Genomic DNA, 15,488 nt, shown 5'->3' with positions numbered 1-15,488 from the left:
TTTGGATCGCTCATCTTGCCGGAAACTTCTACACCACCGCGCCGCATCGTCATCCTGATCTCGGGACGAGGCAGCAACATGCAGGCGCTGGTCCAGGCCTGTCGCCAACAGGGCTGGCCCGCCACGATCGCCGCCGTGATCGCCAGCCGGCCGGACGCCGCCGGCCTTGAATGGGCCGCGGCCCAGGGCATCGCCACGGCGGCGCTGTACCACAAGGACTATGCCAGCCGCGAAGCGTTCGACGCCGCGCTGGCCACGGAAATCGACCTGCACGCACCGGACTACGTCATCCTGGCCGGCTTCATGCGGGTGCTGACCCCCGGCTTCGTCAATCGCTACAGCGGCCGCCTGGTCAACATCCATCCGTCGCTGCTGCCGGCGTTCCCGGGGCTGCACACGCACGCCCAGGCGCTGGCCACCGGGGTGCGGGTGCATGGCTGCACCGTGCATTTCGTGACGCCGGTGCTGGACCATGGTCCCATCATTGCCCAGGGCTGCGTGCCGGTCCTGGCTGGCGACACGCCCGAAATGCTGGCCGAACGCGTGCTGGAAGTCGAGCACCAGGCTTTTCCGACCGCCGTGCGCTGGCTCGCCGAAGGCCGGGTTACCCTGACGAATGACCACCGGGTGGACGTGCAGGGAGATCCCGACCGCCTGTTCACCTGGTCCGCGGCGGCCTGAGCCGACGCCAGCCGCGCAGCCGGGCCGCCGACGGCCCTGAATCGCATTTATCGGGCGGCATGTGTCCGCCCCACTGGAATACACCATGAGCAAACCCCAATCCCCGCGTTCCCGCCCGGCAGCCGCCGGAGAGCGTGACGGCCGGTCCTTCTTCTCGCGCCCCAAGGGCGAGGCCCGCGTCGCCCAGGAACGCGCGCCGCGCCCCGAGCGCGCCGCCGGCGGCCGCGAAGGCCGTTCGGACGAGCGCCGCGACAGCCGTCCGACCCCACGTCCGTCCTATGACGCGCCACGCGGCGAAGGCCGCGGCGAACGCGGTTCCTTCGGCGGCGACCGGCGCGAAGGCTCGGGCCGCCCGACGCCGCGCCCTTCCTATGACGCGCCGCGTGGCGAGCGTGGCTCGTACGGCTCGGAGCGCCGTGAGGGCCAAGGCCATGGCGGTGAACGGGGTTCCTTCGGTTCGGACCGCCGCGAAGGCTACGGCCGTCCGGATTCGCGCCCGTCCTACGGCGCTTCGCGCGGCGAAGGCCGTGGCGGCGAGCGCGGCTCCTTCGGTTCGGACCGCCGCGAAGGCCAGGGTCGCCCGGATTCGCGTCCCTCCCATGGCGCTTCGCGCGGCGAAGGCCGCGGCGGTGAGCGCGGCTCCTTCGGTTCGGACCGCCGTGAAGGCCAGGGCCGGCGTGACGCCGCCCCGCAAAAGCCGCAATTCAACCGGCCGCGCCTGTCGTATGCCGCCAGCCGTATCGACCAGGTGCAGCGCGTGCTGGGCGAGATCCTGCAATGGACCTACCCGGCAGACGCCGCCTTGTCGCACTGGCTGCGTGGCCATCCCGGCCTGGGCGCGCGCGACCGTTCGGAAGTGGCCGAAGCCGTCTACGACGTGCTCCGCCACCTGCGCCGCTACCGCCAGTTCGGCGAAAGTGGCGTCGGGCCGGCTTCGCGCCGCCTGGCCATCCTGGGCCTGGCCGCCACCCTCGGCACGGAAGCGCTGCGTGAAGGCCTGGACGCGGCCGAGGCGGAATGGCTGCAACGCGTGCTGCAGATCGACCTGGCGACGTTGCCGCGCGCCGTGCGCGGCAGCATCCCTGACTGGCTCGACGAGCGCCTGGGCGCCATGGAAAGCCCCGAAACCCTGATCGAGGCCCTCAACCGCCAGGCCAGCCTGGACCTGCGGGTCAACCCGCTCAAGGTCGAGCGTGACGCCATGCTGGCGGAACTGCAGCAGAGCGCCGGCCGCTACGAACCCGTGGCGATGCCGTACTCGCCCTGGGGCATCCGCATGGAAGGCCGTCCGGCCATCAACCGCTGGCCGCAGTTCGAGAACGGCAGTATCGAGGTGCAGGACGAAGGCAGCCAGTTGCTGGCCCTGCTGGTGGCGCCGCGCCGCGGCGAAATGATCATCGATTTCTGCGCCGGCGCCGGCGGCAAGACCCTGCTGCTGGGCGCGCTGATGCGCTCGACCGGCCGCCTCTACGCCTTTGACGTCTCGGCCGCCCGCCTGGCGCGAGCCAAGCCGCGCTTTGCACGCAGCGGCCTGTCGAACGTGGTGCCGGTGGCGATCGACAGCGAGAACGACGCCCGCGTCAAGCGCCTGGCCGGCAAGGCCCAGCGCGTGCTGGTCGACGCGCCCTGCAGCGGCATCGGCACCTTGCGCCGCAACCCCGACCTGAAGTGGCGCCAGCACCCCGAGTCGCTGGCTGAACTGGGGCAACTGCAGGAACGCATCCTCAATAGCGCCGCGCGCTGCGTGGCGCCCGGCGGCCGCCTGGTGTACGCCACCTGCAGCCTGCTGGCCGAGGAAAACGAAGTGCAGGCCGACCGCTTCCTGGCCAGCCATCCGGATTTCGAGCGGGTGGACGCGGCCGAGATCCTGGCTGCCCGTTGCGACAACCTGAAGCTGGAGGGGCCCTACGTCCAACTGCGTCCGGACCTGCATGGCACCGACGGCTTCTTCGCCGCCGTGTTCGAGCGCCGCAAGAAGGCTGTCACCGCAGCGGAAGGCGAAGCCGAGGCGCAGTCGGACGCCGAAGCGCCGCACGAAGAGGGTGTCGGCACTGCCGAGGCGCCCGTCGCCCAGGAGGCCCTGGAACCGGTGGCCGCGGAAGCGTCCAGCGAGGCGGATCAGGCCAGGCCGGCTTCCTGAGCGGCGGCTGGCCCCGCGCTGGCTCAGGGAGCCGGCGCGATGCCCAGCGTCGCGCTGTACCGGCGCGTTCCGATGGTCTTATTCTGGTATTTCACTTCCCAAGCCAGCGAATCCGACCCGGGTTGGTTGGCCTGGTAGACCAGTTGCGCCACCGGCACTGTCTTGTACGCGCAACGTCCCGAGTCGCCGGACTGGCCGCGCGTCTGGACGATGCTGGCGACCCCCAGGCGCGGTTGCAGCGTGATGGTGACGCGGGGCGCGCGCAGCGCCAGGCAGTCCGAGCCACGGATCTCGTAATAGGACGCCAGCACGGTAACGTCCCCAATTTTCAGCGACTGGGCATGCGTGGGCGCCGCGGCGGCCAGACCGGCCGCGGTCAGGAGGGCAATAAAATAGGGACAGATTTTTTCGCGGAACATCGTGAGGCGGAAGAGACGGTGATAGCGGACCGAAGTGTGCGCCAGACCCGTGGCGCCCGCAAGACAGCGCGTGCCAGCCTGACAGGAACTTTAATCGCGACGCGTAGCCAAAACGAAGTGTCCGACGTGGGCGCGTCCCGGCCCGGGATGCGTCGTCATCGTCGCCAAGGGTCGCGCCGACTCGGTCGCGCGCCTGGCGTAGTGTGGTCAAAAGCAGGGCTTAGTCCTTGATTTCCCTCAAAAACTATTTTGAAACTCCATTGTCATAACGCGGCAAAGGTAAGCTAAACTTCAGGCACTCTTCAAGCGAGGCTCATTACAGCTTTATGGATTACATCCTCTCCTTCATTGCCGGCGGTCTGACCCAAGCCACTTGGTGGCAGATCGTCGTTTTCACCCTGGTCATGACGCACATCACCATTGTGTCCGTCACCGTCTTCCTGCACCGCAGCCAGGCGCACCGGGGCCTGGACCTGCATCCGGCCGTCATGCACTTCTTCCGCTTCTGGCTCTGGATGACGACCGGCATGGTCACCAAGGAATGGGTTGCCATCCACCGCAAGCACCACGCCAAGTGCGAAAAGGAAGGCGATCCCCATTCGCCCATCCTGTTCGGCATCTGGAAGGTGCTGTTCCGCGGCGCCGAGCTCTACCGCGAAGAATCCAACAACAAGGAAACCATGGCCAAGTTCGGCCACGGCACGCCTGACGACTGGCTCGAACGCAACGTCTACAGCAAGCACAGCCTGTGGGGCGTGCTGACCATGCTCGCCATCGACATCGCCCTGTTCGGCGCGATCGGCGTCACGGTGTGGGCGGTGCAGATGGCCTGGATCCCCTTCTGGGCGGCTGGCGTCGTCAACGGCATCGGCCACTACTGGGGCTACCGCAACTACAACAGCCCGGACACCAGCACCAACGTGTTCCCCTGGGGCATCGTGATCGGCGGCGAAGAGCTGCACAACAACCACCACGCCCACGGCACGTCGGCCAAGTTTTCGGCCAAGTGGTACGAGTTCGACATTGGCTGGTGCTACATCAACATCCTGAAGTTCCTGGGCCTGGCCAAGATCAAGAAGGTCGCGCCCAAGCTCAAGCTGGATGATTCCAAGACCGGCATCGACCTGCGCACGCTGCAGGGCGTGATCACGCACCGCTACGAAGTCATGGCCCGCTACGCGGACGTGATCAAGAGCGCCGCCCGCGAGGAACTCGCCAAGCTGAAGGCCTCGCGCCAGGACGGCAACGCCGATTGCGGCTGGACCAAGCTGCACAAGGTGCGCCGCGCCATCCACCGCAACGAGGACATCCTCCAGCCGGAACAGCTCGAAGCCGTGGACAAGGCCATCGCCCAGAACAAGTCGCTGTCGACGCTGGTGCAGATGCGCCGCGAACTCGGCCGTATCTGGGAAAGCTCCAGCGCCAGCAGCGAACAGCTCCTCCATGACCTGCAGGCCTGGTGCCAGCGCGCCCAGCAAAGCGGCATCGCCGGGCTCGAGCAATTCGCTCAACGTCTGCGCCGCTACGCGGCATGATGCTAGAGAAGCTCAATCCTGAACAACGCGCCGCAGTAACGTTAGAACCGCAGCACGCCCTGGTCCTGGCCGGGGCGGGCAGCGGCAAGACCCGGGTGCTCACCACCCGCATGGCCTGGCTGATTCAAACCGGCCAGGCCTCGCCTTTTGGGCTGCTGGCCGTCACGTTCACCAACAAGGCCGCCCGCGAGATGCTGGCGCGCATGTCGGCCATCCTGCCGATCGATACGCGCGGCCTCTGGATCGGCACCTTCCACGGCCTGTGCAACCGCATGCTGCGCGCGCATCATCGCGACGCCGGCCTGCCGCAGACCTTCCAGATCCTCGACGTCACCGACCAGCTCGCCGCCATCAAGCGGCTGATGAAGGCCAATGGCGTCGACGACGAGAAATATCCGCCGCGCGACGTGCAGCGCTTCATCAACGGCGCCAAGGAAGAGGGCCTGCGCCCCGCCGACGTCGAAGCCTATGACGCGCACCGCCGTCGCCTGATCGAGATCTACCAGCTCTACGAAGCCCAGTGCCAGCGCGAAGGCGTGGTCGACTTCGCCGAGCTGCTGCTGCGCGCCTACGAACTGCTGTCGCGCAACGCGCCGGTGCGCGAGCACTACCAGCGCCGTTTCCGCCACATCCTGGTCGACGAGTTCCAGGACACCAACACGCTGCAGTACAAGTGGCTGCGGCTGCTGGCCGGCGGCGGCGCGGCGATCTTCGCCGTGGGCGACGACGACCAGTCGATCTACGCGTTCCGCGGCGCCAACGTCGGCAACATGTCCGACTTCGAGCGCGACTACGCCCGCGGCACCGTCATCCGCCTGGAGCAGAATTACCGCTCGTACGGCCACATCCTGGATTCGGCCAACGCGCTCATCGGCCACAACAGCGGCCGCCTGGGCAAGAACCTCTGGACCGACCAGGGTGAAGGCGAACCGGTGCGCGTCATCGAACAGCCCTCGGACGGCATGGAAGCGCAATGGATCGTCGACGAGATCCGTTCGCTGATCCACGAAGGCAGCCTGCGCCGCGAGATCGCCGTGCTCTACCGCAGCAACGCGCAGTCGCGCGTGATCGAACACGCCATCTTCTCGGCCGGCATTCCCTACAAGGTCTACGGCGGCCTGCGCTTCTTCGAGCGCCAGGAAATCAAGCACGCGCTTGCCTACTTGCGCCTGATGGCCAACCCGCACGACGACACGTCGTGGATGCGGGTGGTGAATTTCCCCACGCGCGGAATCGGCGCGCGCACGCTGGAACAACTGGCCGACGCGGCGCGCGCGCATGATTCCAGCCTGTACTCGGCGGTGGCGCTGGTGGCCGGCAAGGGCGGCTCCAACCTGGCCCAGTTCGCCCAGTTGATCCATCGTCTCACAGAGGAAACGCGCGACCTGCCGCTGCCAGAAATGGTCGAGCACATGCTCGAGGCCAGCGGCCTGAACGCGCACTACAAGGCCGAGCGCGAAGGCGCCGAGCGCCTCGAAAACCTGAACGAACTGATCACCGCCGCGGCGGTGTTCGCGTCCGAGGAAAACTACGACGGCATGCCCGCCGGCGTGGTGCCCGACCAGGACACCTCCAGCACGCTGATGCCCGGCGTGGTCGATGCGGCGCCGGTGGTGTCCGACGGCCTGACGCCGCTGGCGGCCTTCCTGTCGCATGCCGCGCTCGAAGCCGGCGACAACCAGGCGCAACAGGGCCAGGACGCCGTGCAGCTCATGACCGTGCACGCGGCCAAGGGCCTGGAGTTCGACGCCGTCTTCATCACCGGCCTGGAGGAAGGCCTGTTCCCGCACGAGAACAGCATCCTGGAGCAGTCCGGCCTGGAAGAAGAGCGCCGCCTCATGTACGTGGCGATCACCCGCGCGCGCCAGCGCCTGTACATCAGCCTGGCGCAAAGCCGCATGCTGCATGGCCAGACGCGCTACGCCATGCGGTCGCGCTTTCTCGACGAAATCCCCGAGCAGCACCTGAAGTGGCTGTCGCCCAAGGCCGGCCTGACGCCGTCGCTGAGCGCCGGCGGCGGCTGGAACGGCAACCGCGGCGACGCCTTCGGCCGCAAGCCCACCAACACCATTGCGCCGCGTCAACCGCGCGGCACGGCCTCCGGCGTCACGGTGGGCGACAAGCAGTATCGTGTGGGACAGGGCGTGCACCACGCGCGTTTCGGCGACGGCACCATCGTCAGCCTGAGCGGCGCGGGGCAGGACGCGCAGGCGGAAATCCATTTCCGCGATGTCGGTTCCAAGACGCTGGCTCTCGGCATCGCCAAGCTGGATATCGTTCAAGGTTGATAGACATGGCCAATCAAGACTCCCCGAAAGCCGAACTGGCATCGCTGCGCGCCGAAGTCGACGAGATCGACCAGCAGATCATCCTGCTGCTGGGCGTGCGTTTTCGCTGCACGGACATGATCGGCGAGCTCAAGCAAGCCAACGACATGGACCTGGTGGACCCGGTGCGCGAAGACCAGCAGGTCCAGCGCATCCGGCGCCTGGCCGAAGAGGCCGGCGTGCCCCCGGCCCTGGCCGAAACCATCCTGCGCGAAGTGATCGACACGGTGGTCGATCACCACACCCGGTTGCGCGAGCGTCCCTACTCGTGATGCGTGGGGGTGGCCGGTGGCCTGCTTGGCCGCCTCACCATGCGCAACGGCAGTTCCATGGCCGCGGCTCCAGCCGCGGCCATTCTTTTTTCCGCGGCGCGGGGTCGGCGGCGTCCGCTACAACGTTTTCAGGAACGCCAGCAGGGCGTCGATCTCGGCCGGGCTCAGGTCGAGCGGCTTGATGTGTTCCGACTTGCGCGGCGCATACGGGTCCGGGGGATCGGCCGGCGGCGTCTCTCGGCCCATGCCGGCGTTGTACATCCGCAGCAGCCCCCGCAGATCCGGGAACAGGCCGTTGTGCATCCACGGGCCGGCCTGCGCAACGTTGCGCAGGCTCGGCGTGCGGAACTTGCCCAGGTCGGCGGGATCGCGCGTGGCTTCATAGCGCCCCAGGTCCTGGTTGCGGCGGCCGTAGAACGACAGGCCGATGTTGTGGAACTGATGGTCGGTGAGCAAGGGGCCATTGTGGCAGTTCATGCAGCGCGCCTGCGTGCGGAACAGGTGCAGGCCCAGTAGCTCGGTGTCGTCCAGCGCATCGACGCGGCCAGCGAGGAACTCGTCGAAGCGGGTCTTCCCCGGGCGCAGCGAGGCCACGTAGGCGGCCAGTGCGCGCGCCAGGCGGTCGGCGTCGATGGCGGATGCCGTGGTCGATGCCCCAGGCGCTTGAGCTGTCGGTATCATTGCCGCCGATGCCGATGCCGATGCCGATGCCGATGCCGATGCCGATGCCGTTGAGCCAGCCGCTGATGAAGCCGGCGCAACTGTTGATGAAGCCGATGCAGTCGCTGGAGAAGACGCCGCCGTCGCGCCGCCGAACGCGTCCAGGAAGCGCGCGGGATACATGTCGGTCTCCCGCAGCCGCGCCACTGCCCCGGCGGCGTCATGGTTCATTTCCCGCGGGTCGTGCAGCGGCCCCATCACCTGCTCCTTGAGGCTGGACGCGCGCCCGTCCCAGAACAGCCGGGGCGCGAACGGCGCGGCATACAGCGGTGTGGAGCGGCGCCGACCCATCAGTCTGTCCTCGCCCACCGCGAGGGGCAGGCCGTCGGTGAAGGCGCGCTGCGGTTGGTGGCAGGTGGCACAGGACACCTCGCCCTTGCGCGACAGGCGGGTATCGAAGAACAGCATCTGACCCAGCGCCACGATTGCCGGCCGCGCCACGTCGGCGGCCAGTTCGGCCTGGCCGGAATTGGCGGCGGTCCATTGCAGCGGCGGGTCGGCGACGGGCGGGACCGGCGCCCATTCATGCCATTGCACGCCGGCGTCGATGGTGGGCGCGGGCCAACCGGCCGGGGGTCCGGAATAGCGCGCGCGCAGGCAGGCGATGTTCCAGCCCGCCGGGTCGTGGCAAGCGGCGGCGCTGGGCGCGATGCCGGATGGCGTGGCGGCGCGCTGCTGGCCAGAAGCGGTGGACGGGGTGGCGAGCACGAGGGCCAGCGGAATGGCATGCAGGAAGGCGGCCAGGGCGTTCTGCCGGAGCCGGGATTTGCCACGCAGGGGCATCGATACGTTCCGTGTGGCGTTGGTGTCAGGCGTAGGACGCTGCGACGATTGCAATACCTCAGCACGCAATCGATTAATAATTTATATGGATATCGATTTTTTGATTGGCACATGAGGGCCGATGACCCGTGCCAGGCGCCTTGGTTGGCGCCGCGTCGTGGCTGGCTTTGCCTTGCCGGTCCCTCATTCGCCAAGAAGGCGGAATGCCCCGGCGGGATCCCGCTCGACGATGCCGCGCCGTTCCGCTCGCGACAGCAGGGGTTCCAGGATGTAGTCGATATACGCCACGCCGTTCGGGCCGATCTTGATGCATCCCGCGCTGTCACCCGCCACCGGATAGCCGGTGTAAGCCTCGGCGTCGAGCACGAGCGCGCCGGGGCGGGGGGCGGGATGGGTGGCGGTCAGCAACCGGGTATCGTCGGTGACATGCTTGCGATAGAGATCGCGCGCGGTGTCCTTGAACAAGACCGGTCCGCCCCGCCCGCCGTGGTGCATGACGAAGACGAATTCCCCCAGCGGCATGTCGTCGGGGATATGGCGATTGGTGGCGGGACTGTGGTACCAGGCCGCGTAGGTCGCCAGGTCGGTATAGAAAGCGGCGATCTGGCTGCCCGGGGCGTCCTTTTCGCCCACGGCTTGATGATGCGCGTACCAGGCCTCGTCCGTGTACTGGAACAGGCCCGATGCGCTTGAGCTGGCGTCGGGGCACCGCGGCGAGGCGCCGAACGCCGATTCGATGTAGGCAATGTCCGCCGCGATCTGGATGGTCGGGGGGCTGAAGCCGCGCTGCCGGCCGTGTTCCGCGATGGCGGCTTTGATTTCGGTCTGGGATCGGCTCAATGCCATGCAAATAGCTCCTGCGTGACGGCGCGACTGGCGTCCCGATGGAGAACCCGCGCCATGGCCGGGATGGCCACGGCGCATGTTAGGGACGAAGGCCGCGGCGCTCCATGCCGCATCGTCTGATTTGTCGGTCAGAAGCGATAGCCGACCTGCAACCAGAGCTCGCGTCCGGATTGATAGGTGCGATGGTCCGCCGTGAGTTTGGGTCTATTGCCCGTGACCGCAGGCATGCGATTGAGCAGGTTCAGAACTTCGATGGTCAGGTCCAGGTTGCGTGCGAACGTGGGCTGCCATTTCAACCTGGTGTCCCAGGTCCAGTAGGATGGCAACTTCTCCGATGTGTAGCTGTTGAGAAATTCCGGAGCCGGACCTTTGCCTGTATAGAAAATCGCGTCGCGCGCACTGCGCCAGTTGAATGCGTTGCTCCACGTGAGGCCCGCGCCCGGGTAGGCTCCGGTCAGGGTCAAGGTGGCGACTTGCGGTTGGAAGAACGAATTGGTTGGCAGGTCGAAGGCGCGAATCCGCGCGTCGTTATATAGCACCTGTTCATCAGGATCCCCCGCGTGGTCGTTGTAGCCCTTGGCCAACTCGGTGTTGGCGCGGCGCCGCTGCCAGCCCCAGGTGGCGCGCATGGTCCAGCGGGTCCTTCCCAGGGCAATCGGATGAAGCGTACGCACGGTCATGTTGATGCCGTCGGTCGTGGAATGACCATCACTGTTGTATCGGGAGGTGTTGGCGTTGACGTTGACGTTTGTCCACTGGTCCCGCCCGTTGCGATGCACATAGTTCAGCGCGCCCTCCAGACCCGCCACTCGTTGGCGCAGCGATATCGCCCATTCGTCGTCATACGGCGTGCGTAACCCCTTGTATTCCACCGTATACGGCTTGCGGCCATCCGCGATCGGGTTTCCATTCTTGTCCGTCTCGTGCAGTTTCAGGCGCGCGCGCTCCGCCTCCATGGCGATGCCCAGTATCTGTGCGCCGTAGTAGCGCGACCATCCCATGCTCAGCACGGTGTCGTCCGTTCCGAACATGTCCCAATCCAGGCGCGTGCGGGGCGCCAGATTGTCGTTGCCAAGAAAGCTGTCGCGGTCGTAGCGCAGCCCGGCATCCAGGGCCAGTCGTTGCCATTCGATGCGGTCCGACAGATACAGGCTGGCAGTGTGATGCTTTACCGCGGCCGTCCCGGGAAGGTAGTGGGTTCTATTGCTGTCTTGGACAGTGCCATCGGCGAACTGGCTGCGGCGGTACGCATAGGCATCCTGAAATCGCTTGAATCGAGCGTGGGTCTGCCGCAGCTCTGAACCCGCGTAGACGGTGTGGGCAAACATGCCGGTGCGTAGCGGATCCAGGTCAACGCGGCCCTTGAGAACGCCGGTGTCCTGCAGCGTCTGCTCCTTGCCAAAGCCCACCACCGCGTACTGGACCTTTTTGATCGGCGGAGTGAAATAGGAAACAAACTCTTCACGAACCGATTGCCGGTGGCTGGTGGCGCGATCCCAGCCCGCTTGCAGAGAAAAGCGTCCGCCCTGGAATCGATGTTCCAGATTGCCGTCGACGCCCCGTCCGCTGTGATAATTGTCCCAGGTGGTGTCGCGGAAATAGGCGTCGGCCAGGGCCTGGCGATACTCGCTGTATTTCAGCGTCAGGTCGGCGACGGTGTCCGGGGCGGGACGCACACTGAATTTGCCCAGAAGGTTATCGATCTGGCTGCGGTAGGTTCCCTCGCGCAACTCCGGTTGACCCTTGTCGTCAACGCCCATGGCTGCCCGCGTGATGTCGGATTGGCGACGAGACAATGCCAATACCATGCCGGCCTTTTCGCTGAATGCGACATCGCCCAGCGCCGAATAGAAGTTCTTCTTCCACTTGGGTGAGTAGTCGAAGTGGCCCTGTGACCACTTTTGTTCATCGCCATGCGCCGTGCGCTGTCGGGTCATGTTGGAGCTGTTCCAACGGTAGTCCAGCTTCAGATGGTTCTGCCCGGAGAACCGGCGCAATTTTGCATCCACCACGCCGCCAGTGAAGTGACCGTATTCCACAGGCACGAAGCTGTCATGCACTTGCACCGATTCCAGCAGACTGGTGTCGACGAAGTAGGACTGCGAATTGCTGGGCACGTTGTTGACGACCAGGTTCGGATTCTTGCTAGCCGGGTCTACGCGGTTGGTGGCGTCCATGCCATCGATCTGGAACAGATTCTGGTAGGGGCTGGCGCCATGGAATGAAATCTCCTCGACGTCCAGCGATCCCCGATTCTTCGAACCCGCCGCGCCGGGGTCGGTGCGGACCGCTGGATGCGTCGCCACCAACGTGCTCAGGTCCCGGTTGGACGACGGCGTTTCCGCGATCTCCTCGCGGCTATAGAGGCGCCCGCCAATCTGCTCGCCGTAGACGCGTACCGGCTCAAGCCGCGATGCCGAGAACGGATTGGCCTTGTCCTCGAAGACGATATAGCGTCCCGGCCCGTCGGCGCGCAGCGCCAGGCCGGAGCCTGCCAGCAACTGGTTCAGCGCCGCCAGCGCCGACGTTTCTCCCCGCAGGGCGGACGAGGCCTTATTGGCCACGGCGGCCGGCGGGAACGAGATCTGCAGGCCGGACAGGCGACCCAGTTCCAGCAAGGCGTCGCCCAGCGGTTGCGCTGGAATGTCATAGTCGAAGGTGCGGTTGGGCGACTGGGCCAGGGCGGGGGCGGCCATGGCCAGCGTGGCGCAGAAGATCGCGGCCGACGCGTTGGCGCGGAAACGGCCGTTGAATGAGAGAGGCATGCGAGCGTCCTATGGCTGATTGGAAACCAGCCATAGGACGCGGCGGTCGACGGGGAACCTCAGCGTCAAACCGGCCGGTAAGCCATGCGACGCGTCGAAGTCAGACCGGATGAATGCTTGCGCCCCGTGTCAGGCCCGCTTCAGAACCGATATCCCACCTGCAGCCACAGTTCGCGTCCCGACTGGAACGTGCTGCGGTTGGCCTTCAGGTTGGGATTGCTGGCCGTGACCGCCGGCATGCGGTTCAGCAGGTTCAGCACTTCGACCGTGAATTCCAGGTTGCGCGCGAAGGTCGGCTGCCACGCCAGCTTGGTGTCCCAGGTCCAGTACGATGGCAGCTCGCCGGATTCGTAGCGGTCGAGGTATTGCGGGCGCGGGCCGACGCCAACGTAGATGGTGGCGTCGCGCTTGCTGCGCCAGTTCAGCTTGTTGCTCCAGGTCAGGCCGGCGCGCGGGTAGGCGCCGATCAGCGTGAGCGTAGCGACCTGGGGCTGGTAGAAGGTGCTGGGCGGCAAGTCGATGGCGCGGATCTCCGAGCCGTTGTAGATCACCCGGTCATCCGGATCGCGGGCATCGGCGGTATAGCCCGTGACCAGGTCGCCGTTGGTCTTGCGCTTCTGCCAGCTCCACGATGCCTGCATGTTCCAGCGCGTCGGCCCCAGGCGCCAGGGCTCCAGCGTGCGCAGCGTCAGGCTGACGCCGTCGGTGGTGGAGAAGCCGTCGTTGTTGTAGGTGTAGCCGGTGGCCTGCGTGCCGCTCTTGGTCCATTGGTCGCGGCCGTTGCGATGCACGTAGCTCAGCAAGCCCTCGATGCCTGCCATGCGCTGGCGCAGCGACACCGCCCATTCGTCGTCGTAGGGCATGCGCAGGCCGCGGTAGTCCACGAAGTATTCCTTGCCGCCGTCGGCCACGGGCCTGCCCTTGCTGTCCAGCACCTGGCGGCGCAGGCGGCTGCGCTCGGCCTCCAGCGCCGTCTCCAGCACCTCGCTGCCGTAGTAGCGCGACCAGCCCGCGCTCAGCAGCGTGTCGCCCGAGCCCAGCACATCCCATTCCAGGCGCGTGCGCGGCGACAGATTGGTGTTGCCCAGGAAGGTCTCGCGGTCGTAGCGCACGCCCGCATCCAGCGCCAGCCGTTGCCACTCGATGCGGTCGGACAGGTACACGCTGGCCATGTTGTATTTCACGTTGACCGTGCCGGGCAGGTAGTGGACCTTGCTGAAGTCCTGGTAGGTGCCCTTGTTGTTGTAGGCGCGGCGGAACGAATACGAATCCTGGAAGCGCTTGAAGCCGGCGTCGACCTGTTGCAGATCGGCGCCCGCGTACAGGCTGTGGGTGAAGATGCCGGTGCGCACCGGGTCGAGATCGACGCGGCCCTTGAGGGTCCAGGTGTCCTGCCGCGTCTGCTCCTTGCCAAAGCCACCCGCGGTGTATTGCGGCAGTTTATAGGGTTGGTAGGTCACCAGTTCATCGCCGACCGACTGGCGATCGCTGGTGGCATGGTCCCAGCCGGCCTGCAGCGAGACGCGGCCGTCCTGGAACAGGTGGTCCAGGTTGCCGCTCAGGCCGTAGGCGCCGTGGTTGTTGTCCCAGTGCGTGTCGCGGAACAGGTAGCTCGACAAGGTCTCGCTGCGGTCGCTGTATTTGAGCGTCAGGTCAGCGGTGGTGTCGGCGCTGGCGCGCACGCTGAACTTGCCCAGGAAGTTGTCGACGCGGTCGCGGTAGGTGTCCTGGCCTTGCTGCGGCTGGCCCTTGTCGTCCACGCCCATGTTCCAGCGTGTGATGTCGGATTCCCGGCGCGACATGGCCAGCACCACGCCGGATTTGTCGTTGAAGGCGAAGTCGCCCACGGCCGAATAGAAACGCTTCTTCCATTCGGGGGAATAGCCCGGCTGGCCCTGCGCCCAACTATTCTCCTCGCCCTCGGCTACATGCTGCCGCGTCATCTTCGACGTGTTCCAGCGGTAGTCGAACTTCAGGTGGTTCTCGCCGGAAAAGCGGCGCAGGCGCGCATCGACCACGCCGCCGGTGAAGCGGCCGTATTCGACCGGCACGAAGCTGTCGTACACCCGCACGGCTTCCAGCAGGCTGGTGTCGACGAAGTACGACTGTGGATTGCTGGGCACGTTGCCGACCTGCAGGTTGAGGTTCTTGCTGGCCGGGTCGACGCGGTTGGTGGCGTCGATGCCGTCGATCTGGAACAGGTTCTGGTAGGGGCTGGCGCCGTGAAAGGAGATGTCCTCGACGTTGAGCGAGCCGCGGTTCTGTGAGCCGGCCGCGCCCGGATTCGTGCGCACCGCCGGGTGGTTTGCCACCAGCGTGCTCAGGTCGCGGTTGGAGGAAGGCGTTTCGGCGATCTCCTGCTGGCCATAGGTGCGTTCGCCGGCCTGTTCGCCGTAGACACGCACCGGCTCCAGCCGCGAGGTGGAGAAGGGATGTGCCTTGTCGACGAAGACGATATAGCGGCCCGGACCTTCGGCGCGCAGCGCCAGTCCGGAACCGGCCAGCAGGCGGTCCAGCGCGAGCAGGGCGGAATACTCGCCTTGCAGCGCGGGCGACATCTTGCCGGCCACGGCGGCTGGCGGGAACGAGATCTCCAAGCCCGATTGGCGGCCGAGCGCGAGCAGGGCGTCGCCCAGCGGCTGCGACGGGAGGTCATACGCGATGGTGCGCGCGGGCGGCTGGGCGATGACGGGTGCGGCAATGGCCAGCATGACGCAAAGGAGGGCGGCCGAGGCGCCGGGCCGGCGTTTGCGGTCAAGAGGGAAAGGCATGAAAACGTCCTACGCTGCTGTTGATGTCAGCCGTAGGACGCGGCGTAGGACGCAACCCCTCATTGCAGAATTGATGAATAATTTATATTGATTCTTATTTACCGATTGGCATTGATCGAAACGGGCAGGGCGGCGAATGCGCTTGTCCGTCCCGGTCACTCACGGGACTTCCAGGTCGGGCGACCCGGGCCGCGCCCGATCCGCAAGACTCATCGGGGGAGTCGCCGCC

The 15,488-nt window shown here is 66.3% G+C and carries 10 protein-coding genes; 5 read left to right on the top strand and 5 right to left on the bottom strand.

Annotated features, from left to right (window positions below):
- The first annotated feature begins 15 nt into the window (after positions 1 to 15).
- A complete protein-coding gene (purN, locus tag AAID08_RS17775; protein WP_054502109.1) occupies positions 16 to 681 on the top strand; it encodes a phosphoribosylglycinamide formyltransferase in 666 nt (221 codons plus the stop codon).
- Positions 682 to 1,438: 757 nt separating this feature from the next.
- Positions 1,439 to 2,821, top strand: coding sequence for an RsmB/NOP family class I SAM-dependent RNA methyltransferase (locus tag AAID08_RS17770; RefSeq protein ID WP_054502421.1), 1,383 nt, complete (start codon positions 1,439 to 1,441; stop codon positions 2,819 to 2,821).
- Between the two features lie 23 nt (positions 2,822 to 2,844).
- On the opposite strand, the gene AAID08_RS17765 is transcribed toward AAID08_RS17770, so the two are convergent.
- Complete coding sequence (locus tag AAID08_RS17765; protein WP_231132998.1) at positions 2,845 to 3,132, bottom strand: hypothetical protein; 288 nt, start codon at positions 3,130 to 3,132, stop codon at positions 2,845 to 2,847.
- 434 nt (positions 3,133 to 3,566) lie between these two features.
- Between AAID08_RS17765 and AAID08_RS17760 the strand changes: the two genes are divergently transcribed.
- From AAID08_RS17760 to AAID08_RS17750, 3 genes are read left to right on the top strand one after another with little or no spacing between them, the layout of a single operon-like run.
- The gene (locus tag AAID08_RS17760) at positions 3,567 to 4,775 is read left to right on the top strand and encodes a fatty acid desaturase (protein ID WP_049073143.1); all 1,209 of its coding nucleotides are present in this window, start codon (positions 3,567 to 3,569) and stop codon (positions 4,773 to 4,775) included.
- The gene (locus tag AAID08_RS17755) at positions 4,772 to 7,063 is read left to right on the top strand and encodes a UvrD-helicase domain-containing protein (RefSeq protein WP_054502111.1); all 2,292 of its coding nucleotides are present in this window, start codon (positions 4,772 to 4,774) and stop codon (positions 7,061 to 7,063) included. Before AAID08_RS17760 ends, AAID08_RS17755 begins: the two co-directional genes overlap by 4 nt.
- Positions 7,064 to 7,068: 5 nt before the next feature.
- Positions 7,069 to 7,374, top strand: coding sequence for a chorismate mutase (locus AAID08_RS17750; protein ID WP_006384334.1), 306 nt, complete (start codon positions 7,069 to 7,071; stop codon positions 7,372 to 7,374).
- A gap of 117 nt (positions 7,375 to 7,491) precedes the next feature.
- On the opposite strand, the gene AAID08_RS17745 is transcribed toward AAID08_RS17750, so the two are convergent.
- The 4 genes from AAID08_RS17745 to AAID08_RS17730 all read right to left on the bottom strand — a co-directional run bounded on the left by AAID08_RS17745 (position 7,492) and on the right by AAID08_RS17730 (position 15,259).
- Positions 7,492 to 8,877 (bottom strand): cytochrome c peroxidase, encoded by a 1,386-nt coding sequence (locus AAID08_RS17745; protein ID WP_343719446.1) that lies wholly within the window; start codon positions 8,875 to 8,877, stop codon positions 7,492 to 7,494.
- 183 nt (positions 8,878 to 9,060) lie between these two features.
- Positions 9,061 to 9,723 carry a hypothetical protein gene (locus tag AAID08_RS17740; RefSeq protein WP_054502113.1) on the bottom strand — a complete coding sequence of 221 codons (663 nt, stop codon included), beginning with the start codon at positions 9,721 to 9,723 and terminating at the stop codon, positions 9,061 to 9,063.
- A gap of 128 nt (positions 9,724 to 9,851) precedes the next feature.
- The gene (locus AAID08_RS17735; RefSeq protein WP_175166737.1) at positions 9,852 to 12,488 is read right to left on the bottom strand and encodes a TonB-dependent receptor plug domain-containing protein; all 2,637 of its coding nucleotides are present in this window, start codon (positions 12,486 to 12,488) and stop codon (positions 9,852 to 9,854) included.
- Positions 12,489 to 12,628: 140 nt separating this feature from the next.
- Complete coding sequence (locus AAID08_RS17730) at positions 12,629 to 15,259, bottom strand: TonB-dependent receptor plug domain-containing protein (RefSeq protein WP_395756716.1); 2,631 nt, start codon at positions 15,257 to 15,259, stop codon at positions 12,629 to 12,631.
- Positions 15,260 to 15,488: the final 229 nt, after the last annotated feature.

The sequence above is a fragment of the Achromobacter sp. EB05 genome, from assembly GCF_044232075.1.
GTDB lineage: Bacteria > Pseudomonadota > Gammaproteobacteria > Burkholderiales > Burkholderiaceae_B > Achromobacter > Achromobacter dolens.
This window is presented reverse-complemented; position numbering and strand designations above follow the sequence as displayed.

Coding starts and splice junctions, on each gene's coding strand:
- AAID08_RS17745 (WP_343719446.1), bottom strand. CDS start 8,877: ATGCCCCTGCGTGGCAAATCCCGGCTCCGGCAGAACGCCCTGGCCGCC.
- AAID08_RS17750 (WP_006384334.1), top strand. CDS start 7,069: ATGGCCAATCAAGACTCCCCGAAAGCCGAACTGGCATCGCTGCGCGCC.
- AAID08_RS17740 (WP_054502113.1), bottom strand. CDS start 9,723: ATGGCATTGAGCCGATCCCAGACCGAAATCAAAGCCGCCATCGCGGAA.
- AAID08_RS17755 (WP_054502111.1), top strand. CDS start 4,772: ATGATGCTAGAGAAGCTCAATCCTGAACAACGCGCCGCAGTAACGTTA.
- AAID08_RS17730 (WP_395756716.1), bottom strand. CDS start 15,259: ATGCCTTTCCCTCTTGACCGCAAACGCCGGCCCGGCGCCTCGGCCGCC.
- AAID08_RS17760 (WP_049073143.1), top strand. CDS start 3,567: ATGGATTACATCCTCTCCTTCATTGCCGGCGGTCTGACCCAAGCCACT.
- AAID08_RS17735 (WP_175166737.1), bottom strand. CDS start 12,488: ATGCCTCTCTCATTCAACGGCCGTTTCCGCGCCAACGCGTCGGCCGCG.